We start from the raw sequence: 25,212 nt of genomic DNA on the forward strand, positions 1-25,212 counted from the left end.
AGAAATTACGCTTTATACACCATATAAAAAAGTAAAAGAAATTCTTGAAAAAAGAATTAAAGCAAAATTAAAAACATCATAATCAAAAAACAGGCCCTCTCCTATTACAAATGTCACCACTGGTTACATTTTACTCTGGGGTAGGTGAGGGCCTATCTGTTTTCCAAAATTACGGTTGTGGGAAGAAATGGTGATGGCATAGAGCAATTGTGTGTACAGCTGTTTCACTGGCTCAACCAAGACCTGTTTTCAGGAGCGAATCATCCGGATATCTAGATAATCTGTATTATTATATAGATTTATATAGGTTTTCGGAACCAGGTAATAATCATTAAATCCTCTTCTGTGATGATCGAACTGCTGATTTGCAGGTTTGTTTCGCCGGATATCAGCATATTTCCGCGTTTTGTATTCATTAAATCTTTGGAGAATTCTTTTGCAAAATTTCCTTGAGAAAAACCGGTCGCATATAAGAAAACCATTCGCGCATCTTTCAACTTTTGTAGGAATGGCTGAAAATTTGTTTGTTCTATATATCGGAAAATCCTGTCCAAGTCTTGCTTTAAAAGTTGTGTTAAATCCGAGGGTTCTAAGGGGGAGATTGTCATGGACGAACGGAGCGCATATTTTAATTCTGAAAATCCATGGTATCCCAACTTTTTTGCCAGGCGGAGCACCGAACTTTTCGAACTCAGCATGGCTTCCCCCAACTGCACAATATTCATATTGACAACATCTTGCGGCCGGTCCATGATGAACTTTACCATGTCTTTTTCCGAATCGGTCAATTGATCATAATGCATCTTGACACTTAACTCAAATTCCATTTTCACTCCACCTTGTTAATCAATACAACTGTTGAAAATTTAAGGATCAGTATAGCAGAAAAAAGCCGGCAAGAAAAGCTTCCTAGCCGGCAAGACTTTTTCATGATTCATCAATCAGGTAAATAACCGCTTCATACGGGCGAAGTTCCAAGTCGCCGAGTTCTTTCTTTGTATCCTGATAGTTTGATAACAATAATTTTCCGGATTGGTTTTTCAATGGTGCAGGCAACTTGTAGTTTACCTTATACTCCGCAAATGAACAAATCACCACAAGTTTTTGCTTTCCGAGTGTACGCGTATACCCGTAGACATCAGAATCGGTTGGGTTTATCAGTTCATATTTTCCATCTACGACAACAGGAAACATTTTGCGAAGGCGAATCAATTCTTTATAATGGTAAAACACTGAGTTTTGATCTGCAAGGCAGCTTTCCACATTAATTTCGGCATGATCCGGGCTGAAATCAATCCATGGCGTGCCTGTCGTAAAACCAAAACCGGACTGTTCATCCCCGTTCCAAGGCATCGGCGTCCGTGCGTTATCGCGGGATTTGAGAAAAATGGATTCTTTAATATACGATTCCGGCAGCCCCTTTTCCTCAAACTCTTTCTTTACGCCAAGGGTTTCAATATCCCTGTACTGGTCAAAAGAAGTAAATCGGACATTGCGCATCCCCAACTCTTCGCCCTGGTAAACATAAGGCGTGCCTTTCATCATGTGAAGAAGCGTACCCAGCATTTTTGCCGATTCCACCCGGTATTTCGTGTCATTCCCAAACCGGGTTACGGCGCGCGGCTGGTCATGGTTGCTCCAATAAAGCGAGTTCCACCCGCGGTTTTCCAGCTTGTTTTGCCATTCCGTCAACACATCCCGTAAATCGCTCATCTTAAAGCGGATATCCGAGAATTTTCCGAAAGGCCCGTAGTCCAGGTGCATATGGTCAAAATGAAAGACCATATTTAATTCTTCGCGGGCCGGATCCGTATACAAAATGGCTTGGTCACTGTTGGTATTTGCGGTTTCCCCGACGGTCATAATATTGTATTTGCTCAATACTTCCCGGTTCATTTCATGGAGAAATTCATGTACGCGCGGGCCGTTTGAAGCACCGACATAATACGATTTTGTATAAACGGCATCTTCAGGTGCATCAGGCCAGTCCTGGCGCTTGCTGATTAAGCTGATGACATCCATCCGGAACCCGTCAATTCCCAATTCAAACCAGAATTTCATCATCTCGTAAATCGCTTGACGAACGTTTGGATTCTCCCAGTTCAAATCCGGCTGTTCTTTTGCAAATAAATGCAGATAATATTGCCCCCGGCTTTCTACATACTCCCATGCCGGGCCGCCAAAAGTCGAACCCCAGTTTGTAGGCGCGCTGCCATCTTCTTTCGGATCTTTCCATATATAAAAATCGGCATACTCGTTGTCACGTGATTGACATGATTGTTTAAACCATTCGTGCTGATCGCTTGTGTGATTCACCACGAGATCCATAATAATTTTTATGCCCAGGCGGTGTGCTTCCTCCAAAAGCCGTTTAAAATCATCCATTGTTCCATAGTCTGGATTGATTTGGTAATAATCCGCAATATCATACCCATTATCCACCAGCGGCGATTGATAGATCGGGTTCAGCCAGATGACATCAATGCCCAAATCCGCCAAATAAGGGAGTTTTTCGATGATCCCATTTAAATCCCCTTTTCCGCTTCCCGTTGTATCTTTAAAACTTTGCGGATAAATCTGATAAACAACACTTTTTTTCCACCAATCTTTTTCCAAGGGCTGCTCCTTACTCATCATCTTCATCTTCTTCCGGCAGATTTGCTACGTAATCATTCACATACACCAGCTGTTCTTTCGCATCTTGGAGGGCTGATTGGATCTGTTCAGCTGTTAAATAGCCATCACCACTTTCCAATAGCAAAGAGAGGATGACCGGTAAATTCATGCCCGTAATCACATGAAAATGCGGACGGGATGTGTACGGGAAGAATGCCTGGTTGACAGAACCTCCTAATAAGTCTGTAAAAACGAGTACTTCATCTTCATCCTTTGTATCTTTTAACAGCGCTTCGATTTCTTCCTGAACCGGTGCATTCGTTAAATAGGCAGAAAACGCATGGACATTGCCCTGGCCGCCTGTAATATAGTTCAACGTATCTTTTATTCCTTCCGCCATTTTATGATGGCTTGCAATCATTATTTTTCGCATACGATTCGTTTCCTTTCTTTAAGAAAAGCCAGGCCATTTGCCACGCCCGGCTGATCATTTTGTGTCAGACCCCTAAAATGCCAAAGAATGAGCAAATCAAAGCGAATGCTATGACCATGAAAATGATTTGCGTGATGCTGCATTTCTTGGAAGCAATCAATTTATAAACCACAAATGTTAATACAGCTGGTAATAATGCTGGCATAATTTTGTCTAAAATTTCCGTTTGAATCGGCAGCTTGACTTTCCCGGTTTGGAACTGAAGCGGAATATTGACTTTTACAACGGACGGGATTAATGCGCCGACCACTGTTAAGCCCATGACGGAAGCAGCTTCGGTAAAGACATTTAATCTGTCGCCAAGTGCGGTAATTAATTTCAAACCGGATGTATGCCCCAGCTCGAATAATTTTATCCGGAAGAAGAAGAACAGGACATTTAAGATTAACCAAATGATCGCGCCTGTCGGATTGCCCTGTAATCCCATGTACCCGGCAATCGAACCCATGATGGTCGGATAAAGAACCCATACGAGCGTATCCCCGACACCGGCCAGCGGTCCCATCATCCCTGTTTTGAAGGCTTGAACGGCATCTTTTGATTTAATTCCGTCTTTTTCTTCCATAGCCACGGAGGCGCCCAGCAGGATATTCGCCATCCATGTCGTGGTATTGAAGTAGTTAAAATGGTTATTTAAAGAAGCTTTGTAATCCTCATCTTTTTTGTGGATTTTCCGCAGGATCTTGCTTAACCCGAACACCACTGCCGGCCCCTGCTGGTTTTCATAATTAAATGTGTTGCAAGCCATAAACATATAGCGGAGCGCTGCTTTTCGAATGTCTCTTTTTGTTACACCATTCGGATCTGCTTGATTCGTTTTCTTCGCTGGTTCAGTATGGCTGGCCGAAGTTGCATGCAAACTATTCATCGAAGTCGTCTCCTTGCTCCATTGTATTCGTTTCCGCCGCTGCCGCTGTTGCAGGGGTTTTATGGATATTCTGGGTGAAGTAATAATAAGCAAATGCAAAACCCAGGAGCGCAATACCCAAAATTGGAATGTTCAGATATGCTGAAATGACAAACCCGATTATCAGCATAGTCAGGTACTTTTTCACCGGCATAAATTGCAGCAGCAAGGCAATCCCGACAACCGGCAGCATCGATCCGGCAATGGATAATCCGTCTGTGAACCATTTTGGCACAACATTCAAAATCATTCTGACAATATCATCCCCGAAGAAGACACAAAGTGCTGTTGGAACCGCTGTCGTTAACCCGAAAATGAGCGGCCCGATCCAAAGCGTACGTTCCATTTTCTTGAATTTGCCTTCGTTCAAAGCCTTTTGTGCGGCATGGGATACATATGTGTTCAATAATTTTCCAAGCACATCCAATTGAATCCCCAGCATTCCGACAGGCACACCGACTGCCAAAGCGACCGCTTTCGCATGTTCAAGATCGTGCGTGGTTCTCACCGCCACATAAATCCCGACAACTGTCGCAAGCCCGTAATTTGGAACAGAAGATCCGCCGATATTTGCAACCCCCAGCGCCATTAATTGGAATGTCCCGGCGATGACCATTGCGGTTGACATATCCCCCATAATCAGCCCGGCAATCATTCCGATAATAGACGGAAACCAGGTTGTAATGACAAAACCTTGCTGGTCAAGCACCATCCAAAAGGCCAGTACAATAATCAATATTCCTTGAAGTATTTCCATTTTTATCCTTCCTATCTATATGATGATAGAATCAGTCCATATTATTGAATATAAGTTTCCAGCGGTTCTTCGTTTTCTCCCGGTACAAAGTGAAAGGTAACGGGGATTCCTCTTTCTTTTAACGCTTTCAAATCAGCAGCTTCTTTTTCGTTTACTGAAACCATTTTCTTAACCGTTTTCTTTCCTTCCCCGTCAAAAATGATCCCTACATTTACCTTTGGGATTTGAACGCCGCCGTCAGCCAACTTCAGTAAGGTTTCAGGTTCGCGGACAACAAGCAGCACATTATGGCTGTCATATTTCCCCGCTTTAAAGTTAGCGATGGCAGTGTCCGTATCAATAATCGACATTCCGGTTCCTGCAGGCTTGCTCATCCGCATCGCCGCTTTTTGAACTTCATCTTTACTTACCTCATCATCGACAACCATCAACCGTTTTGCCTTTGTATGGGCAGCCCATTGTGTAACCACAATTCCGTGAATTAAACGTTGATCTATACGTGCCAGTACTAATCCCATTTTTATGATCTCCTTTTGTTAATTCGTTTTCTTTCTTGCTACATTTCAAGATTACCACCTTAAGAAAACGCCAACAATACATTCAGGCCATGTTAGGAAATGGACAGGAGAAAGGGGAAAAGTGTCGAATGGCCGGGAAATTTCCCGATCTTAGGGAATCTGTTCATTCAAATTATTTGAGGATTTTTTGATTGTAAGTGAATTTTTGATATCCGGATCAACTGGGAATTCTTCTGGAAAGAGCTCTTGCTACTCTATACGAGGAGTTTGAAAGCAATCAATCTTCTTTGAGGGTAAACAACAGTTTAATATTTTTATGTAGTAAGCATAACAGCCCAATCAGTCGGGTCGGTGAGGAAGAAGTCTGCAAGGTGCATGTATGAAATTTTTTTCAAAAAACGAAACACTTTTTTCATTGCAAAAAAATTTTTTAAACAATTGCGATGTATTGAAATAATTTTAATACGTGAGATAATGAACATGTAAAAAAGATAACGCTTTCTCATAAGGAGATGTTCATTATGGCAGATAAAAAATTCTCAGTTGTTATTGCTGGTGGCGGGAGTACGTATACCCCGGGAATTGTGTTAACTTTGCTGGATAATTTAGATAAGTTCCCTATTAGAAGTTTGAAGTTTTACGATAACGACGGTGAACGGCAGCAAAAAATTGCAGACGCTTGCAAAATCATGATCAAAGAACGGGCGCCTGAAATTGAAGTTTTGGCAACAACGAATCCCGAAAAAGGTTTCTCAGATGTTGATTTTGTTATGGCACAAATCAGGGTCGGGAAATATGAAATGCGTGAGAAAGATGAAAAAATTCCATTAAAACATGGGGTTGTGGGACAGGAAACAACCGGCCCTGGAGGCATTGCTTATGGTTTAAGATCGATTGGGGGCGTTTTAGAGTTAATTGATTACATGGAAAAGTACTCTCCAAACGCCTGGATGCTCAATTATTCAAATCCTGCTGCTATCGTAGCTGTAGCAACAAATCGCTTAAAACCAAACTCTAAGATTATTAACATTTGTGATATGCCAATCGGAATTATGGATCGCATGGCTAAAATATTGAAATTGGATTCCTTTAAGGATTTAGACTTTGATTACTATGGATTGAATCATTTTGGCTGGTGGACGGCTCTAAGAGATAAAAAGGGGAACGATCTGATGCCGCAAATCCAGGCGCATGTCAGGGAAAATGGGTATTTACTACCTGACGAAACCGGGACGGAAAAAAGCTGGAGAGAGACTTTTGAAATGGCCAAAAATGTCTATGCCCTTGATCCGGATACCTTACCGAATACCTATCTAAAATATTATCTATATCCACAGGAAGTCGTGAAACATTCTGATCCAAATTATACAAGGACAGATGAAATCAGACACGGCCGTGAAAAATTCGTTTTTGGCGAGTGTGCCAAAATTACGGAATCCGGAACAGCCAGGAACAGTGCCTTTAAATCAGATGAACATGCTTCATATATTATAGATTTATGTCGTGCGATTGCCTACAACACGAAAGAACGCATGCTGGTTATTACGCCAAACAAAGGTGCAGTAGAGAACCTGGATTCCGACACCATGGTGGAAGTTCCTTGCTTAATTGGTGCAAACGGTCCTGAACCTCTTGCTCAAGGCAAAATTCCACGTTTTCAAAAAGGTTTAATTGAGGAACAAAGTAATGTAGAAAACCTGGTTGTCGATGCCTGGATAGAGGGTTCATATACGAAGTTATGGCAAGCATTAAGTTTAAGCAAGATTGTACCTGATGCAGGACTGGCCAAAGTCATTTTGGATGAATTGATTGAAGCCAATAAAGATTATTGGCCGGCGTTAAAAAACGGACGTTCTCTAACTGAACCGGTATTAAGTTAAAAAGCAATTTCTATATAAAATGAACGAAACATTGCGATTGCCTACTGGTAAAAGTCGTAAGGTCTTGATGTGAAAGCATAAGTTCATTTTATATATTTTAAAAGTTTTTTAGCTGAAAGATAGGATCCTTTGCATTCATTACGAAGCGGAACCTTTCTAAAAAGAGAAGCGATCAATCTTTTTTCAAAAATGAAAAGAGTTTATCGCTTCTCCATCCTATTGCAAATAGAGAAAGCGGTTCCAGTTTGGAGGGGAACAATGAAAGGAATACAAAGATTCGGCGGTGCGATGTTTACGCCTGTTTTACTTTTTTCGTTTGCAGGTATCATGCTAGCCATCAGTATTTTGTTTTGCAATCAATCTGTTTTTGGAAGCCTTGCAAGTGAAGGAACCTTATGGTACGGCATATGGGATACGATACAACAAGGTTCATGGACAGTGTTTAATCAAATAGAATTATTGTTTGTTGTCGGTTTGCCAATTGGGTTGGCCAAAAAAGCTTCTGGCAGAGCTGCAATGGAAGCTTTAGTCACGTACCTCACCTGGAATTATTTTATTGGGGCCATTCTTACCCACTGGGGAAAATTTTTTGGAATTATGCATTACGGAAGGGCTTTGGCTGAAAATAGCACAAACGAAGGCTTGAAAATGATTGCCGGGATTAAAACTTTTAATACAAGCATCATTGGAGCCTTAATTATCGCAGGTATCGTTGTTTATCTGCATAATAGATTTTTTGAATATAAATTACCGGATTTCTTAGGTACCTTCCAAGGTTCTGCATTCGTAGTCATTCTCGGTTTTTTTACTGTCTTGCCTTTAGCATTCATTACTTGTTTAATCTGGCCAAAGGTCTCCTTAGGAATCTCATCATTACAATCATTCATGGCTCACGCGGGTGCTGTAGGGGTTTGGGTGTACTGTTTTCTTGAACGTGTTTTAATTCCGACCGGTCTTCACCATTTTATTTATATCCCTTTCCAATATGGACCAGCTGCAGTTCCTGAAGGATTAACAAAATGGTGGCTCATGCACCTGGACAGTTTTGCGAATAGCAAGGAATCCCTAAAATCAATGGCACCTCAAATGGGCTTCCTGCTATATGGTAATGAAAAAGTATTTGGTATTCCTGGTATAGCAGCGGCATTTTATTTTACGGCAAAAAAAGAAAACAGGAAAAAAGTATTGGCTTTATTGGTACCGGCGGTGATTACATCTGTGCTGGCCGGTATAACGGAACCAATTGAATTTACATTTCTGTTCGTAGCGCCGCTTTTATGGGTGATCCATTCCCTTTTGGCAGCAACATTAGATACAACACTGTATTTATTTGGTGTAGTTGGTGATTTAAGCGGAGGTATTATTGACATGGCCGGGAAAAACTGGATTCCGCTTTTCCAAAATCACTGGTCAACCTATTTAACCCAAATCATCGTTGGCCTGGCATTTACGGCGATTTATTTCTTTGTATTCAGGTTCTTTATTTTAAAATTCAACTTTGCAACGCCAGGCAGGGAAGCCGATGAGGAAGAAGAGATTACATTAAAAACGAAGCAAGATTATAAAAATAAAAAATCAGAGCAAGGCGTTCAAGAAACAGCTGCGACTTATACGGATCCTTATTCAGAGAGAGCAGCCATTTACCTGGATGCACTGGGGGGAAAAGAAAATATCAGTGATGTTACAAATTGTGCGACGCGATTAAGAGTTACCGTTGTAGATCCGCAAAAGGTGAAACCTGACAGTGCATTTAAAGCAGGAAAAGCGGCAGGGGTTGTGAGAGCAGGAAAAGCATTCCAAGTCATCGTGGGATTAGATGTTCCGCAAGTCAGAGACAAATTTGAAGAACTTTTGAATTCTAAATAAAGCCAGGGTAGGGTTAGCATCTCTATTCGTGATAGAATTGGATTTAGGGACACGAGAAAGGATGCTGACTCTCCATGGATTTAGAAAAAAAGGTGAATCAAAACTTTCAATATTTGAATTCAGATGAGTTACAATGTTTAAATTTTATCATAGAACATAAAGATTCTGTCGGCCATTTGACTTTAAATGAAATCAGTAAACTTTGCCATGTTTCCGCTTCTTTCTTGTTTAGAACAATCAAGAAGGTTGGATACTCCGGTTTTTCCGAGTTAAAATATGAAATCAAAAAGGAAGAAAACAAACTGAAACAAAAGGCCAACCAACCGGAAAACATTGATTATAAACTAAATGAAGATATTGAAAAAACCATTAAATACTTCAATACTGTCAATCATAAGGAAATGTACGGTTCGATTAAAGAAGCGAAACGCATATTTTCTTACGGGACAGGTTGGGAACAGAAAATGGCTGCTGAAAAGCTCACAAGAAACTTTATATACTCGAAAAAATTTGTAACCAATTTCCCTGCATTAGAAGAATTGTCGGTGGCAGAAAAAGCATTAAATGAAAAAGACATCGTTTTTTTAATCTCGTTGAGTGGAAATAACGAACGAATTGTCAGCATAGCAAAGGATTTCAAACGGAGAAACATAAAGACAATTAGTTTTACACAATTTGGAACGAATCAATTGGCTGGAATATCAACTTATAATTTATATTACTATTCATCCGAATTTAGTAAACTACAACACAGAAGTATTGTCAGCTTATTTATTCTGGTCGAACTTTTTTCCCTGCATTACAAATTATTTACGGAGCAATTTGGCAATGGGGGCTTATAAAATGGATAAAATAAGAAGAGTTGTAGGAAATGAATCGAAAATCTTTAAATTGATGATTGCGTTACTCTTTCTTGTCCCTATTCTTTATATGATTTATTTGTGTATGATTGTGATCATTTATCCAACATCTTTTCAAGAACTCTTGTCGGGCAGCCCCTTTTCTGCAGTTATGCTGCTGGCCTCTTGTCTTAATCTGCTTATGGGGTATTATCTGTATCACCTGAAAGTTCATTTAGATCATCATGACCTTTTTATGTTAACGATTTATTTCTTGGCGCTTGCCCAGATCTTACTGGGCAATCTTTTAATCGCCGTTTTTATCGCTCTTTTTATTTGGGTTTCTCCAAATAAAAAAATAAAGTTATCAAACTTAAGAAATAATATACCCCTTTTGTCCATGTTTGGTGCTTTTTTTGTGATGTATATGTTTTGCGGTTTTGTTCTTTTCAAATTAATCATTTAGAAGGTGGGGAATAATGATGCTTCATTTCTTAAAAAAGAAAAAGAATCAAACATCAGATTTACTCGTTGCTCCTGCTGAAGGGCGGCTCATTCCAATTACAGAAGTAAATGATCCGGTATTTTCCACAAAAATGATGGGAGACGGATTTGCGGTCATTCCAAATTCCGGGGAAGTGAAGAGCCCGGTATCGGGGAAAATTATGAGTATTTTTGATACAAAGCATGCAATCAGTATTCAAACGGATCATGGATTAGAAGTATTGGTGCATATGGGAGTCGATACGGTTGAACTTAAAGGACAACCTTTTACATTATATGTAAAGGCGAATGATACGGTTAAAGCTGGAGAAAAAATAGCAGATATAGATTTAACTGCATTGAAGAAAGCTGGAAAGGATAACAGTGTAATCGTTGTCTTTACAAACGCCGATCGTATTTCAGACTTTAGTTTATTTGCAAATGGCGAAGTAAACCCGGGCAAGGAAATCGGAAAAGTCGAACTGAAATAAGAGGAAAATTGTAAAATTTGTCGCTTATATGGCTGAGCCGTTTTCAGAACACGGTTGTAACAGGTCTGTTGGCATTGGCCTCTTCATTTAAAATGTATGGCCTGCTGACAAAACCTGAGAAAGAGAATCGGGAGTACGTATCGTACTCCCGATTCTCTTCTAATGCTAATTCGTAAGCGTATAAGGTAGCAAGTACCTTTTTCGTGCAAATATGAGAAAGTGAGGGATTCTCATGAAATATGGGCTTTGAATGCAGAGACCCTTACTTAATGGAACGGATTATTAAAAGAACCCGCCGCCGCCGTAACCGCCGCCATATCCGCCGCCGTAACCACCAACATATGAAGCGCCGATGATGATCAAAAGGATAAACAATACGACAACCAAAGCGAAGCCGCCGCTGTAGCCTGTGCCATCAGACATATTTTTAACCTCCTTTCGAGATTGCCTTAACAGACTATGTGGAATTCTCAATAAGGAATGGGCGCTCACGTAATTTTTTTGTAAATGGGTCTATTGCTTTACTCGATTGCCGCCTGTAGCTGTGCAGTCATATCTGCTGCCAGTATCATGACCGCTTATTTTTTTATATTAAATGATTGAAAGATGGTTACGCCGTTGTTAGCAGTGACAAGTGGTACAAATTTTAAAATGGTAATGGATCCGCAAAAAAGTACAGTTCATTTTATATAAGATGAATTTTTTACCAGAAGAAAGGAATTAAAGCCAAAGCAGCAATTGAACCGATTGCAACGCCCCAGCCAAATCCCCATCCCCAGCCGCCGTAGCCAAACCCGCCGAAATTTCGGGGTCTTCTAAGCGGCCGAAGAAAAACTCTGTTTCCGCTCACATGATGAATAATGCCCCTATGGATTCGTCCATCAACAGTCCGGATTTGAACCGCTCTGCCCCTGTATCGATGGCACAGTGCATGGTAGTGACTAAATGACATAAAATATCCTCCAATCCTTTGGGAATAGTACAGTATATGATTTTTACCGGCAGGTACGGCGGACAAAATGACCAGGTATTTTGTGGAATTATAAGGGAGGCATTCAGAAATCCGGGCGTATTTGTGATAAATCCCGATAATACTTATCCAGAATTGATTTGAGCAATCACCTTTGAATCGGTTTTAAGCACATCTTTTACAGAGAGGCCGGTTTTTTCAAGATATTGATTGACAAGGTAATATCCGGTGCAATAACCGGACATTTTCGGGTAAGCATGTAAACCGTACAAAATATCCTGATGTCGCTGTTTTGCTTTTTTTATGTCTCTATTCGGGTATACATATTGTTTCCATATCTTTTCGATCTTGTCATTTGGATAAGAAAAGGCCCAGGATGAAACATTTTGGGGTCCGAATTTTTCCCTGACAGCATTTTCTGCCAGTCCCTCTAAAATAATCGTATCCAATAAAACATAATCGGCCTCATCTTTCGGGTATTCAGTAAGCCGGCAAACATGGTTATATTCATGCGTAAATAATGACCTGATTTCAGTTTCACTGTTCCGGGCCGAAACGAATAAAAATAATTTGTCTTTAAATGCCAGTCCTGCTTTTCCGTTAAACTCTTCCTGAATCAATAAGTTGGTTGGGTCAGACGGGAAAATATAAATCGGAACATCCGGCCCATCCCATTCTTTTTTACAGCGGAGAAATTCATTCTTTACGATTTCCCAAACATGCCGGCTCTGTAATTTTTCAACAATCCCGGCTCCGTTATTTCCCGGCTGGTACATGCCATGATAGATCAGGTAGTCATAAATTTCCGAAGCCCTTGCGCCTTTAAACAGCGCTTTTAATTTTTCGCAAATCGCTATCGGCCGGTTATATAATTGAAGCAGCCACTTGTCCGTTTCGATAACACCCATATGCCTTCCTCCATTGCTTTTTCTTAAACAACGTATGTTTCTAAACGATAAAGGTTACGATCTTTCAATCCTTTCCGCCGATCTCTGAAAATGGTACATACGGGATACAGAACGAGCCGGCTGTTTGCTTTCTACTATTTTTACATAAATTTTCTAAAGGAATGATTGCATCAAAGATCAAGCATGTGACAAAACTGTCATATGCTTTTCTAAATTGTTCGCAGAATCGAAGGAGCTTAGTGCCATTACCCGATATAATGGATTCATCAATAGGAAGGGGAGAACGGTATGATTTTGGAAGCAAAAAACATTTATAAAACGTACGGAAACAAATGGAACAAACAGGAAGTCTTAAAAGGAATTGATTTAACTATCGAGCAAGGTGAATTTACGAGCATTATGGGGCCTTCGGGTTCCGGAAAGACCACTTTATTAAACGTCCTGTCGACGATTGATAAAGCAAGCCGCGGCAGCATTAGGATTGAAGGAAATGAAATGACAAAAATGAAGGACAAGGAACTTTCTGAATTCCGCAAGCACCACCTCGGATTTGTTTTCCAAGAATACCATCTGCTTGATACGCTGACGGTAAAGGAAAATATTTTGCTGCCGTTGTCAGTGAAGAAAGTTTCAAAACAAGCAGCGGAAAAGCAATTCCAGGCCGTTGCTGAAGAACTGGGGATTTACGAGATCCGCAACAAGTATCCGAATGAAATTTCCGGCGGCCAAAAGCAACGGACATCGGCAGCACGTGCATTTATCCATGACCCCAGCCTGATTTTTGCCGATGAACCGACCGGCGCGCTGGATTCAAAATCGGCATCCGATCTTTTAAATAAGCTGAGCGGGCTCAATAAAAAAAGAAACGCAACGATCTTAATGGTAACGCATGATCCAGCGGCTGCCAGCTATTGCAGCAGGGTTGTTTTCATTAAAGACGGGAAAATTTATTCCCAGTTAAACAAAGGAAATGAATCAAGGCAGGAACTTTATAAGGCCATACTCAAAACACAGGCTGTGCTGGGCGGTGTGCAAAATGAATAGGAATGAATTGATTTTCCGCAGCCTGAAAAAGAACATGAAACATTATGCCATCTATATTTTTGCGCTGGTTTTCAGTGCGGCATTGTATTTTGCTTTTGTCACCCTGCAATACGACCCTGCGATGAATGATGCAAAAGGCTCGGTGAAAGGGGCGGCAGCGCTCCGGTCTGCTTCTGTGCTGCTGATCGCGATCATCGCCATCTTTTTGTTGTATGCGAACAACTTGTTTATCAAGCGGCGCGGCAAAGAAATCGGGCTCTTCCAACTGGTCGGGATGACAAAAAGACAGATTTTTTGGCTGTTAAGTGCTGAAAATTGGATCCTGTATTACGGTTCGCTCGTGTTGGGGGTCTTTTTTGGATTCTCTGTGTCTAAATTGATGATGATGATTTTGTTCAAAATCTTAAACGTGAATGTTAAGGCCGCCCTTCATTTTTCGCCGGAAGCTTTCATTCAGACCATTCTTGTTTTCACAGCCATCTATTTGCTGATTCTTGCAACAAGCTATATTTTTATTAAACGCCAAAGCATCTTAACCCTGTTCACTGCCTCTTCTTCGGCGGAAGATCGAGTGAAAAAGATGTCTGCCATTGAGATCATTTTGGGGATCGTTGGGTTTATTTTTATTGTGGCAGGCTATTTTATCTCATCCAAACTATTTGACGGGGATTTTACCACGATCACACAGCTTTTCACTGCCATGATATCCATTCTCGCGCTTGTGATCATCGGTACCTATTTATTTTACAAAACATCTATCCGCTACTTGTTTCACATGATTCGGAAAAAGAAAGATGGTTATATGAACATAAATGAAGTGATGTCCTTGTCGTCGATTATGTTCAGGATGAAATCAAATGCCCTGCTATTGACGATTATTACAACCATTTCAGCCCTTGCGATTGGTTTATTATCCTTGTCGTATATCACTTACTATTCCGCGGAAAAAACAGCCCGGAATATGGCAGCAGCTGACTTTTCTTTTACAAATCAAAAGGATGCCGTACAATATCTCAATGATTTGGCAGCACATGGTATTCATTTTGATACAAAAAAAACAGAAGTGATTCGCGTTAAGGCTGATTTAGAAAACATACTGGATGGATTTACGGGAGAAGGAGCGAATTTTAACCCTGCTGCCACCAATATTTCTGTGGTGAGTGAACGTTCTGTAGAAAATGTGAATGTCCGGAAAGGTGAAGCCATTTTCTTTGGTTACAGTGATGCACTTGCGAAAATCATGCCATTTAAAAAATCCGGCCCTATTCAGTTTAAAGGTGCGCATCACACGGTTTCCCTGCAATATATTGGGTTGAAAAAAGACCGCTTGCTCTCCAACTATTTTACGGATGGCGGTATGCCTGTTGCAGTGGTTGACAACGCTGTTTATGATGCGTTAAAAGCCGATAAAAATAAGAAAATACAAAAAGAGTCCCCGCTATTTTTCGCGGTTCATTTAGAGAACAAAGACGATTTAAAGAAAGCTGACCAACTTTTCAATGCCCGCCACTATAATAAAAAGGACTTTTATTACTCATGCTATGCCATCATGCAGCAACAAAAAGAAAATATGGGGCTGATTATGTTTATCGTCGGGTTTTTAGGGCTGGCATTTTTGATCACATCCGGATGCATCCTCTACTTTAAGCAAATGGAAGAAAGTGAGGAAGAAAAACCGTCATACACGATTTTAAGAAAGCTCGGGTTTACCGATTATGATTTAATTAAGGGGATTCGGTTCAAACAACTGTTCAACTTCGGCATTCCGCTGATTCTCGGATTGCTGCACAGTTATTTTGCCGTCCAGTCCGGCTGGTTTTTATTTGGGACTGAACTATGGACACCAATGCTCGTTGTGATGATCTTGTATACGGCACTCTATTCGATTTTCGCATTCCTGTCAGTAGAGGGCTATAAAAAGGTCATTCGCGAAGCTTTGTAATGTTTAGAACAGGTGGGGATGGGTCAGTATGCGGATCGTCAAATAAGTCAGCTCTCTGGCGGACAGCAGCGGCGTGTTTTTTTAGCGAGAGCACTTGCACAGGATGCAGAAATTTATTTTATGGATGAGCCGTTTGCGGGAGTGGATGCGTCTACGGAAAGGGCGATTATTGCACTGTTGATGAAGTTGAAAAAGCAAGGGAAAACAGTTCTCGTTGTCCATCACGATATCAATACAGTAAAAGAATATTTTGATTGGATCATGCTTTTGAATGTCAAACTGATAGGGATAGGCCCGACGGAAGAGCTGTTTACAAAGGATTATTTGCAGAAGACATACGATGGGAGCTTAGCCATGCTTGAATCGGATTCCGTTCCCATCATCATTGGTCCGAGGTGAGAAAATGAACTTTCTTTCAATATTATCCGACCCTAATACACAATGGATTCTAGCAGGATCCATGCTCTTAGGATTGGCGAGCGGTGTGATTGGAAGCTTTGCTTATTTACGGAAACAATCGTTAATGGGGGATGCCTTATCCCACGCGGCACTTCCGGGCGTGTGCCTTGCCTATATGGTAACGGGTACAAAGTCTATCTTTTTCTTTCTCATCGGTGCCGTCATTGCCGGGACTTTGGCAACCATAGCGATTAGCTATATTACGAGAAATACACGCATCAAACAAGACGCGGCATTAGGGATTATTTTGACTGTGTTTTTTGGGGTGGGAATTGTTTTGTTAACACAAATACAGCATAGTAATAATGGAAATCAAAGCGGGCTGGATAAATTTCTATTTGGCCACGCTGCCTCTATTGTGAAACAAGATGTTTACACGATTACCGGGATTAGTGTGGTTTTAGTAGCCCTGTGTATTATATTTTTTAAGGAATTTAAATTACTCTCGTTTGATCCGGGTTTTGCTAAAGGAATTGGGCTCCCTATTGTATGGCTGGATCAATTTATCATGTTAATGATTGTGACGGCAGTTGTCATTGGTATCCAGGCAGTAGGGGTTGTATTAATGGCCGCATTATTGATTACACCAGCTGTTGCTGCAAGATATTGGACGGAGAAACTGCATGTGATGGTGATTGTGGCTGGACTGTTTGGAGCTCTTAGCGGTTTCGCCGGGACCGCAGTCAGTTCAATGGTAAATCATTTGCCGACAGGCCCGCTGATTGTCTTATCAGCCACCAGCCTATTTATTATTTCTGTTCTTTTTGCCCCGAATCGTGGGGTATTAGCAAAAATTAGATTACGGGGTGCAGTCAAGCATGAACATGAAGCCTTTGCAAACCAGGATGTAAAGGAGGAATCTTTGTGAACCATGTTTGGATTATCCTAATTGGGGCGTTAGTAGGATCCTCCTGCAGTATTTTAGGTTGTTTTCTTGTCTTAAGAAAAATGTCCATGATTGGTGATGCCATCAGCCACTCCGTCTTGCCGGGGATTGTCATTGCTTTTTTGCTCAGCGGTTCAAGAGATTCGGTTGCGATGATGTTTGGGGCCGCCGCTATTGGATTCGTTACGGTTTTTTTAATACAAATGTTCCAAAATAGCGGGGTCCAGTCCGATGCATCCATTGGTGTGGTATTCACAGCGTTATTTGCGATTGGAGTGGTGTTAATCAGTTTATATACACGGGAGGTGGATTTGGATCTCGATTGTGTTTTATATGGAGAAATTGCTTATGCCCCCTGGGATACGCTGCATATCGGAGGATATAGTATGGGGCCAAAAGCTGTTTGGGGTGCAGGCGCAAGCTTTATCTTAAATATTCTTGTCATTGCTTTATTTTACAAACAGTTTAAAATCACTACTTTTGACCCGGCACTTGCCGCTTCATTGGGCATTCCAGTCATGTTTTTCCATTATCTATTAATGGGCTTGGTTTCAATCTCCACCGTTGCATCTTTTGAAAGTGTGGGGGCAATTTTAGTAGTGGGTATGATTATCGTCCCGGCTGCAACCGCCTATTTATTAACGGACAAATTGAGCAGGATGATGATCATTAGTATTGTCCTGAGTATTGTCAGTTCGCTGCTTGGGTATTACGTAGCCTATCTTCTGGATGCATCCATTGGGGGAACAATGGTATCTGTGACAGGCTTACTATTTACCGGAGCCTTATTCTTCTCACCAAAGCATGGAGTCTTTGTGAAAAAGTGGAGCAGAAAACATTCATAATGAGATCGCTCCAAACCTTGCACGGATAGAGCCTGCCCAATCACGGGTTTGAAGGTTACCTGTAATACCTGAAGTTTGCACGTTTTTGCGAAATAGAAGAGAAATAGTTTTAAAACAATAAGGGGTATGTGTTTGAAAAACGGCCTGTTGGGTCGTTTTTTTTATGGTTCCACCATGCGTTTGATAGGGCTACTTCTTCAAAGATACTGGAAAAACGAAGGGAACCCTGTGCAGGAACTGTATACGGATATTACAGCAGGCGAACAAAAGCGGATCGACATTCTGGTTGAAACAAAATTGCAGGGAAAAGATACAGTTATCCTTATTCACATCGAGCCTCAGTCGTATTATCAAAAACATTTTTCTGAACGGATGTATCAATATTTTTCGTTGATCCGGCAAAAACACCGCAAATCCGTTTTACCGATCGCCGTGTTCAGTTATCCTGAAAAAACCGAAATCCCCGACACCTACACCATTCAATTCCGCAACAGAGAAATTCTTCATTTTCATTATTTAACACTTCATCTTGTGAAGAAAAATTGGAAAGACTATATCAAAAGCAATAATCCCCTAGCGGCAGCGTTGTTGAGTAAAATGGGGTATACAGAAAAAGAGCGGGTGCAGGTCAAGCTGGAATTTCTTCGAATGATCGCCCGTATGGAGCTGGATCCTGCAAGAATGGGGCTCATTTATGGATTTTTTGAGACCTATTTAAAATTAAATGAAGAAGAGGAGGCAGAGGTCATGGAACACATTAAAAATTTGGAACCGGAAGAAGCCGAGCAAATCCTGCATTTGCCGAATTCGTACTTTGACCGGGGATATCAGAAGGGAAGGGAAGAGGGGAGAGAAGAAGGAATTAAGGAAGGGATAAAAAAAGGTGTAAAAAAAGGCCGGCTTGAAGCAGTTGAAAAAGTTGCTGTCAAGATGCTTCAAAACCGAATGGATGTGAGCCTCATCGCAAAACTTACAGGACTGAGCAGTGATGAAGTACTGAAATTGAAGCAGCAGATCAAGCTTTAAAGGCCTGCCTCAAGAAAAATGGCGTATTTCCGGATTTGAAGTGCTGTAGTTTAAGTAAAAGACAGTGCATAGGTGTACTGTTTGCTCGCTACTATAATTATGGTTGGACAATGGTCTCCAATCCACCATTGTCAGTCGTTAGTCAATCAGATATGAGTTAGGAATCAAAGCAGCTGAAGTACGATTAAAGAGATTAACGCAACCAGCAAAACGCTATAAAGAGTACAAGACTGCCTGCAAAATTAGTAATTCGGAAATCCTTTTAACAGGTGCCTGCCCTGCCAGTTTTGAATTCCTTACTTTCCAAGATAATAAAAAAAGCAGGAGTTTCTCAGCGCTGGAATTTTGAGGAGCTCCTGTTTTGATTTTTTCGTATTTCAGAGTGATGACACAGGCACCGTTGTATTCCTTCAAAATTAAAACTCATTTCAAGTACTCTATGAAAAACTATATTTTAATTTGTGACAATTTATAAAGTTGTGTTGACATTCGAATGTTATGAATATATTATTAAATCATGAAATAAAAAATACGTATTAATACGTTTTATCATTTTCTGTAAAAAAGAAATATAAGGGAGTGGATGAAATTGGTTAAAAAGGTGTTTAAAGCCATGATTTCTTTATCATTTATGGCTGCACTCGTTCTATCTTTATCTGCCTGCGGGAGCAGCAGTGCAAAAGAGCAGTCAAGCCTTGAAAAAATTAAGTCGAAGGGGACATTGGTTGTCGGGTTGATGGCAGCGACGCCTCCATATGAATTCCATTACAGCCATAACGGAAAAAATGAACTCAAAGGCGCTGATCTTGAGTTGATTAAACGCTTGGCCAAAAAGATGGACGTCAAGTACGAAATTAAGGAAATGGACTTTGATGGTCTGCTACCGGCTATGCAAAGCGGTAAAGTGGACATGATCGTCAACGCAATGAGCCCGACGCCGGAACGTAAAAAGGCAGCTGATTTTTCAAAAATTTATTATAAAAGTACAAATGTTTTTGTGGTAAGAAAATCGGAACTGAGTAAATACAAAAAGGCTTCTGCATTAAAAAATGCCACAGTTGCGGTTGTTAATTCTTCTACCCAGCAGCAGGTCATGCAGAAGTATTTTCCAAAAGCAAAGTTGAAACTGTTTGGGAAAAATACGGATCTGGCAATGGCGGTTGCAAATAACAAAGTCGATGCCATGCTCGTTGATGTTCCAACGGCAGCAATGTTAATCAAGGCAAGTCCTTCTTTGGTGCAAACCAACCTGAAATATAATGACGATTCAGCAGGCGCGGCAATTGCGATGCCGAAAAATTCAACGAGTGATTTGAAGAAACTTGTAAATTCCGTTGTTACGGAAAACAAATCCAAATACGAAGATTGGGTTTTGCAACAAGTCAAATATGTGAAGTAGTTTTATGCTAAGATTTCAGAAGACTGGATATCTTCCCACCTTTGGAAAATCAGCCGTACGAAAATAATATTATTCATAGATTGGGGGTTAAACCTGGTGAACTTTTCTTTTCTCAGTACATACTATACCTTCTTTCTCCAAGGTGCTTATATGACCATTTTGCTGGCTATCATTTCAGTCATTGCCGGTACGGTATTGGGTGTTATTCTGACGATGATGCGGCGGTCTGATATAAAAGTAATCAAATGGATCAGCATTGGCTACACCGAGTTTATCCGGGGGACGCCGCTTTTGGCGCAAATCTTTCTCGTCTATGTCGGCTTGCCGGCAATTCTCGGGATCAATGTCGTGGACTTTCTTACTGGCGCCATTGCCCTGACGATGCATTCCTCCGCTTATATTTCGGAAACGATTCGTTCCGGAATTGAGGCTGTACCATATGGCCAGACTGAAGCGGCCCGAAGCCTTGGTATGAGCAAGCGCCGGACGATGATGGAAATCATTCTCCCGCAGGCTTTTAAAAATATTCTCCCGGCACTTGTGAACCAGTTTATTGGAAACATCAAAGATTCCTCACTGGTTTCGGTTATCGGTATTTCCGAACTGATGTACCAGACCACGACGGTTAGAGGAACAACCGCACTTGGGCTTGAGCCGGTCATTGTGGCATCTGTGATTTATTTGATCCTTACGCTGATATTGACCCGGATGATGGGCCGCTTGGAGAGGAGGCTGAAAACCAGTGATACGCGTTGAAAATTTATGCAAATCTTTTGGGGAACATCAAGTATTGAAAAATGTCAATTGTACCGTTCATGACGGGGAAGTGATCGTTGTGATCGGCCCGTCCGGTTCCGGCAAAAGTACGTTCCTGCGCTGCCTGAATCTTCTGGAGACACCAACAGACGGATCAATCTATGTTGACAATCAGGATATTACAGCCAATAAAACCAACATCGATAAAGTCCGCGAGAAAATGGGGATGGTTTTCCAACAATTCAACCTGTTTCCACATAAAACGGTGATCCAGAATATATGCCATGCGCCTGTCAGAGTCAAAAAGATGAGTAAAACAGACGCGGAAAAACGGGGCATGGAACTGTTGGGCAAAGTCGGGCTGGCCGACAAACGGGATGTTTATCCGATTACTTTATCCGGCGGCCAGCAGCAGCGGATTGCCATTGCCCGGGCGCTTGCGATGAAGCCGGAAGCAATGCTGTTCGATGAACCGACATCGGCGCTTGATCCTGAGATGGTGAGTGAAGTGCTTGCCGTTATAAAGGACTTGGCTAAAGAAGGGATGACCATGGTGATTGTGACGCATGAAATGGGTTTTGCCAGGGAGGTTGGCGACCGTATCTTCTTTATGGATCAGGGCCAGATTGTTGAGGAGAACACGCCGGAAGAATTGTTCTTGCATCCCCGGCATGAAAGAACCAAAAATTTTCTATCAAAAGTATTACACTAACATTTACTTTTTTAATTGATTAGGAGGAATATTCGTGGAACTTCATCAAATGATTCAATCGATCCAAAACAAACAACCTGAAATCACAAGTGTCTTTTTTGTAGGGTGCGGGGGCTCACATGCCGACCTCTACCCGGCATACTATTTTCTCCGGAAAAATGCCAAAAAAATCATTTCCGCCCACTTTACTTCAAATGAATTTAATTATGCAACTCCGGAAGCTGTCGGTGAAAACAGCATTGTCATTACCTGTTCGCTCGGCGGCAACACCCCGGAAACGGTGGAAGCCACAAGCCTTGCAAAAGCACGGGGCGCTCATGTTATCGCGGTCACCCATTCGCCGGAATCTCCGTTAACAAAAGACGCAGACTATGTCGTCACACACGGATTCTTTGAAAGCTATTCAGCAAAAATGGAAAAAATGACAAAGGTTCTGACACTGGCCGCAGAAATCCTCAATACTTTTGAAGGATATGCTTACTATGACCAATTTGTTACTGGCGCGGAAAAAATCTATGGTGTCATTGATCAGGCAGTTGAGAGCCTTCTTCCTGAGGCGAAAAAATTTGGTGAAACTTACAAAGATGCGCCTGTTGTTTATGTGATGAGCAGCGGAGCAACCCATGAAGTGGCGTATTCGTTCTCGATCTGCTTATTAATGGAAATGCAATGGGTCAACTCTGGTACCTTTAGCACAGGTGAATTTTTCCATGGGCCTTTTGAAATTGTTGAGAAAGACAAACCGTTCCTGCTCTTGATGAACGATGGCAGCACCCGCCCGATGGATGCCCGTGCGCTTGAATTCTTAAATCGCTTTGATGCACAGACAACCGTCGTCGATGCAAAAGATTTCGGGCTTGGAAATCATGTGGCAAAAGAAGTCATCGATTACTTTAATCCGATTTTAATTTCAGGCGTGCTGCGTGTTTATGCGGAACAGCTGGCCATTGCGCGCAACCACCCGCTTACAAAGAGAAGATACATGTGGAAACTGGAATACTAATCGTTTTACCCATTCATATGGAGAAAGATTCAGCGGGATTCCCTCTACACATCCCGCTGGACTTTTTTATATATTAGCGGAAATCTTGTAATCTTTTGCGGCACAGCCATAGAAGGATGCCCGTTAAGGAAGGGCCAACAAAGACGGACAGAAGTGCGATGGTTGCAGAATACTGATCCTTCATTGCCGCTGTTTACGCAAGTAAAAAAGGAGGCTTTTGATATGAGAGTCTTAGGTCTGGGTGATAATGTTGTAGATATCTATGAAAATAAGCAGACCATGTATCCAGGAGGAAACGCCCTTAATTTTGCAGTCTTTGCAAGTAAACTTGGGGCAGAGGCGGCTTTTCTCGGTGCTTTCGGTACAGATGAAATGGCAAAACATGTTCAATCTTCGGCAGAGTCTTTTGGAGTGGATTTGTCTCACTGCCGTACTTATGATGGGGAAAACGGTTATGCCAGGGTTACATTAAAGGATGGTGACCGCGTTTTTCTTGGAAGCAACAAGGGAGGCGTCTTAAGCAAATACGGCTTAAATATTACGGAAAAAGATGCGGATTATCTAAAAACATTTGTTTTGGTTCATTTTAATGGCAATGGGTTTTCGGATGATGCCCTGCCAATGGTTGACGATTTGGGTGCAGTCATTTCATATGATTACTCAGATCATTTTACGGAGGATCGCATCAAAGCTACCGCTCAATATATTGATATTGCCTGTTTTTCCTGCAGCCATCTGAATGAACGGGAAATTGAAACACTGAGCAGGCTCGTACAGGAGTGCGGATGCCCGGCAGTTTTGTGTACAAGGGGAGAAAAAGGCGCTATTTTATTTACCGGCGGCAATACGTATGAGCAGCCCGCTAACTATGTTGAGGCGACCGATACGATGGGGGCCGGAGATGCGTTCATTACATGCTTCCTGATCCATTATGTCCAAGGCATAAAAAGTAATGGTAAAAAAGAAGCGGTGATAGAAAAATCACTGCAAGCAGCGGCAGATTTCTCGGCAAAGCAATGTCTTATTGACGGATCCTTCGGCAAAGGCAAAAAACTTTCATCATGATTTTGAAAAATGGCCAGCTTGAATCGCGACTAACCGGGCAAATTCTACGATGCTTTGGAATGGACTGCGGACAATATGCCAACTCTGAAATCTCTCTATAAAATAATTTAAACACTTTTCCCGGTGTAGCCGGTATATTTACCCCGGTATTTTGTGTTAGTTTATCTGACAATATAATTAAGATAATTTAAAATATTATGTTGACATATAAATCTTTTGAATATATTATTAATTTATGAAAAAGATATAACATACTAATATGTATTTCTACTATCTGAATAATGGATAGTACATTGGGAAAAGGAGAGGGATTCTGGTGGGAAAAAAGGTGTTTTGGTTTCTTTCGAATTTGGTTTTGGGATGTATTCTTTTATTCTCTTTGGCAGGATGTGGGGACAACGGAAAAAAACAGTCAAGTTTGGAAAAAATCAAGTCAAAAGGAACGCTTGTTGTGGGTATGAACGCTACAAACCCTCCGTATGAATTTCATTACAGTAATAATGGGAAAAATGAACTAAAGGGTGCCGATATTGAGTTGGTAAAGAAGATTGCAAAGAAGCTGGGTGTAAAATACGAGATAAAAGATATGGATTTTGACGGTCTGCTTCCCGCATTGCAGAGCGGAAAAGTAGACATGGTCGTCTCGTCAATGAGCCCGACGCCCGAGCGGGAAAAAGCAGCCGACTTTTCAAAAATATATTTTAAAAGTACAAACGTCTTTGTTGTGAGAAAAGATGAACTCAGCAAATATCAGAAAGCGTCTGCTTTTAAAAATGCGACAGTTGCAGTTATTAATTCTTCAACCCAGCAACAAGTAATGGAAAAACAATTTCCAAATGCAAAGCTGAAGTTATTTGGCAAAAATACAGATCTTGCCCTGGCCGTTGCGCATAAAAAAGTGAATGCCATGCTTGTTGATGTACCTCAAGCGGCTCTGTTGGTTAAGTCGAATCCTTCACTCATCCAAACCAATATGAAGTACAGTGACAACACAGCCGGAGCGGCGATCGCAATGCCGAACCATACGAGCCAGGATTTAAAAGATGCTGTCAACTCTGTCGCTGTAAAATATAAACCCCAATTTCAAGAATGGTTATTAAGTCAAGTGAAATATGTGAAATAATCCATATAGAAGTAAGTAGTTTTTAACCTGTGCCAGGCTTGGTTTTAGTTTTAAAATCATTTCGTTATCCGTGGTACGGGCGCATGTATTGTATAATCTTGATACCGTTACGATATTCGCTTTGAATTCTGGTGGGCCAGCGGCGTATATACGCCCGCTGCCCATTTTTCTTTTTTGTAATCGGATAAAAACAGTTAATCCGGCAGCAGTATCCAAGAGGCAAA

General features: G+C 41.3%; 25 protein-coding genes and 1 pseudogene. 17 read left to right on the plus strand and 9 right to left on the minus strand.

Going from position 1 to position 25,212, the window contains the following annotated elements; all coding sequences use genetic code 11:
- Positions 1-299: 299 nt before the first annotated feature.
- The 6 genes from C232_RS0114360 to C232_RS0114385 form a co-directional block, all read right to left on the minus strand.
- Positions 300-827, minus strand: coding sequence for a MurR/RpiR family transcriptional regulator (locus C232_RS0114360; RefSeq protein WP_018664846.1), 528 nt, complete (start codon positions 825-827; stop codon positions 300-302).
- 100 nt (positions 828-927) lie between these two features.
- Entirely contained in the window at positions 928-2,634 is a 1,707-nt protein-coding gene (locus C232_RS0114365; protein WP_018664847.1) for an alpha-glucosidase, read from the minus strand.
- The gene (locus tag C232_RS0114370) at positions 2,627-3,049 is read right to left on the minus strand and encodes a PTS sugar transporter subunit IIA (protein WP_018664848.1); all 423 of its coding nucleotides are present in this window, start codon (positions 3,047-3,049) and stop codon (positions 2,627-2,629) included. Before C232_RS0114370 ends, C232_RS0114365 begins: the two co-directional genes overlap by 8 nt.
- A gap of 64 nt (positions 3,050-3,113) precedes the next feature.
- On the minus strand, positions 3,114-3,977 hold the full coding sequence (locus C232_RS0114375) for a PTS system mannose/fructose/sorbose family transporter subunit IID (RefSeq protein ID WP_018664849.1): 864 nt from the start codon (positions 3,975-3,977) through the stop codon (positions 3,114-3,116).
- Entirely contained in the window at positions 3,970-4,773 is an 804-nt protein-coding gene (locus C232_RS0114380; RefSeq protein ID WP_018664850.1) for a PTS mannose/fructose/sorbose/N-acetylgalactosamine transporter subunit IIC, read from the minus strand. Before C232_RS0114380 ends, C232_RS0114375 begins: the two co-directional genes overlap by 8 nt.
- Before the next feature lie 41 nt (positions 4,774-4,814).
- Positions 4,815-5,291, minus strand: coding sequence for a PTS sugar transporter subunit IIB (locus C232_RS0114385; RefSeq protein ID WP_018664851.1), 477 nt, complete (start codon positions 5,289-5,291; stop codon positions 4,815-4,817).
- 521 nt (positions 5,292-5,812) lie between these two features.
- Between C232_RS0114385 and C232_RS18775 the strand changes: the two genes are divergently transcribed.
- The 5 genes from C232_RS18775 to C232_RS0114410 all read left to right on the plus strand — a co-directional run bounded on the left by C232_RS18775 (position 5,813) and on the right by C232_RS0114410 (position 10,850).
- Complete coding sequence (locus tag C232_RS18775) at positions 5,813-7,171, plus strand: 6-phospho-alpha-glucosidase (RefSeq protein ID WP_018664852.1); 1,359 nt, start codon at positions 5,813-5,815, stop codon at positions 7,169-7,171.
- A gap of 258 nt (positions 7,172-7,429) precedes the next feature.
- The gene (locus C232_RS18780) at positions 7,430-9,037 is read left to right on the plus strand and encodes an alpha-glucoside-specific PTS transporter subunit IIBC (RefSeq protein WP_018664853.1); all 1,608 of its coding nucleotides are present in this window, start codon (positions 7,430-7,432) and stop codon (positions 9,035-9,037) included.
- Between the two features lie 74 nt (positions 9,038-9,111).
- Positions 9,112-9,879 (plus strand): MurR/RpiR family transcriptional regulator, encoded by a 768-nt coding sequence (locus C232_RS0114400; RefSeq protein WP_018664854.1) that lies wholly within the window; start codon positions 9,112-9,114, stop codon positions 9,877-9,879.
- 1 nt (position 9,880) lies between these two features.
- Entirely contained in the window at positions 9,881-10,342 is a 462-nt protein-coding gene (locus C232_RS0114405) for a hypothetical protein (protein ID WP_018664855.1), read from the plus strand.
- Between the two features lie 16 nt (positions 10,343-10,358).
- Positions 10,359-10,850, plus strand: coding sequence for a PTS sugar transporter subunit IIA (locus C232_RS0114410; RefSeq protein WP_026314621.1), 492 nt, complete (start codon positions 10,359-10,361; stop codon positions 10,848-10,850).
- 282 nt (positions 10,851-11,132) lie between these two features.
- Here the strand turns inward: C232_RS0114410 and C232_RS20475 are convergent, their stop codons facing one another.
- From C232_RS20475 to C232_RS0114430, 3 genes are all read right to left on the minus strand, one after another.
- Complete coding sequence (locus C232_RS20475) at positions 11,133-11,273, minus strand: YjcZ family sporulation protein (RefSeq protein ID WP_018664857.1); 141 nt, start codon at positions 11,271-11,273, stop codon at positions 11,133-11,135.
- A gap of 280 nt (positions 11,274-11,553) precedes the next feature.
- On the minus strand, positions 11,554-11,802 hold the full coding sequence (locus tag C232_RS0114420; RefSeq protein WP_018664858.1) for a hypothetical protein: 249 nt from the start codon (positions 11,800-11,802) through the stop codon (positions 11,554-11,556).
- Positions 11,803-11,945: 143 nt separating this feature from the next.
- Complete coding sequence (locus C232_RS0114430) at positions 11,946-12,728, minus strand: DUF2268 domain-containing putative Zn-dependent protease (protein WP_018664859.1); 783 nt, start codon at positions 12,726-12,728, stop codon at positions 11,946-11,948.
- A 288-nt stretch (positions 12,729-13,016) separates the two neighbouring features.
- On the opposite strand from C232_RS0114430, the gene C232_RS0114435 reads away from it, so the two are divergent.
- The 12 genes and pseudogenes from C232_RS0114435 to C232_RS0114495 all read left to right on the plus strand — a co-directional run bounded on the left by C232_RS0114435 (position 13,017) and on the right by C232_RS0114495 (position 24,988).
- Positions 13,017-13,772, plus strand: a complete 756-nt coding sequence (locus C232_RS0114435; RefSeq protein ID WP_018664860.1) for an ABC transporter ATP-binding protein — start codon at positions 13,017-13,019, stop codon at positions 13,770-13,772.
- Positions 13,765-15,714 carry an ABC transporter permease gene (locus C232_RS0114440; RefSeq protein WP_018664861.1) on the plus strand — a complete coding sequence of 650 codons (1,950 nt, stop codon included), beginning with the start codon at positions 13,765-13,767 and terminating at the stop codon, positions 15,712-15,714. Before C232_RS0114435 ends, C232_RS0114440 begins: the two co-directional genes overlap by 8 nt.
- Positions 15,715-16,113, plus strand: a pseudogene (locus tag C232_RS0114445) (metal ABC transporter ATP-binding protein); the annotation flags it as partial. It lies immediately after the preceding gene.
- A gap of 4 nt (positions 16,114-16,117) precedes the next feature.
- Positions 16,118-17,041 (plus strand): metal ABC transporter permease, encoded by a 924-nt coding sequence (locus C232_RS0114450; RefSeq protein ID WP_026314622.1) that lies wholly within the window; start codon positions 16,118-16,120, stop codon positions 17,039-17,041.
- A complete protein-coding gene (locus C232_RS0114455; protein ID WP_018664864.1) occupies positions 17,038-17,904 on the plus strand; it encodes a metal ABC transporter permease in 867 nt (288 codons plus the stop codon). The genes C232_RS0114450 and C232_RS0114455 overlap by 4 nt, the downstream gene beginning before the upstream one ends.
- 228 nt (positions 17,905-18,132) lie before the next feature.
- The gene (locus tag C232_RS18785) at positions 18,133-18,930 is read left to right on the plus strand and encodes an RpnC/YadD family protein (protein WP_211211499.1); all 798 of its coding nucleotides are present in this window, start codon (positions 18,133-18,135) and stop codon (positions 18,928-18,930) included.
- 589 nt (positions 18,931-19,519) lie between these two features.
- On the plus strand, positions 19,520-20,329 hold the full coding sequence (locus tag C232_RS0114470; RefSeq protein WP_018664866.1) for a transporter substrate-binding domain-containing protein: 810 nt from the start codon (positions 19,520-19,522) through the stop codon (positions 20,327-20,329).
- Between the two features lie 96 nt (positions 20,330-20,425).
- Positions 20,426-21,085 (plus strand): amino acid ABC transporter permease, encoded by a 660-nt coding sequence (locus C232_RS0114475; protein ID WP_018664867.1) that lies wholly within the window; start codon positions 20,426-20,428, stop codon positions 21,083-21,085.
- Positions 21,072-21,797, plus strand: a complete 726-nt coding sequence (locus C232_RS0114480; RefSeq protein WP_018664868.1) for an amino acid ABC transporter ATP-binding protein — start codon at positions 21,072-21,074, stop codon at positions 21,795-21,797. The genes C232_RS0114475 and C232_RS0114480 overlap by 14 nt, the downstream gene beginning before the upstream one ends.
- A gap of 34 nt (positions 21,798-21,831) precedes the next feature.
- Positions 21,832-22,800: an SIS domain-containing protein gene (locus C232_RS0114485; RefSeq protein WP_018664869.1), complete on the plus strand. Its 969-nt coding sequence runs from the start codon at positions 21,832-21,834 to the stop codon at positions 22,798-22,800.
- A 222-nt stretch (positions 22,801-23,022) separates the two neighbouring features.
- Complete coding sequence (locus C232_RS0114490; protein WP_018664870.1) at positions 23,023-23,865, plus strand: PfkB family carbohydrate kinase; 843 nt, start codon at positions 23,023-23,025, stop codon at positions 23,863-23,865.
- 316 nt (positions 23,866-24,181) lie between these two features.
- Positions 24,182-24,988 carry a transporter substrate-binding domain-containing protein gene (locus C232_RS0114495; RefSeq protein ID WP_018664871.1) on the plus strand — a complete coding sequence of 269 codons (807 nt, stop codon included), beginning with the start codon at positions 24,182-24,184 and terminating at the stop codon, positions 24,986-24,988.
- The last annotated feature ends 224 nt before the right edge of the window (positions 24,989-25,212 follow it).

This window comes from Heyndrickxia acidiproducens DSM 23148, from assembly GCF_000374345.1.
GTDB classification, from domain to species: Bacteria; Bacillota; Bacilli; order Bacillales; family Bacillaceae_C; genus Weizmannia; species Weizmannia acidiproducens.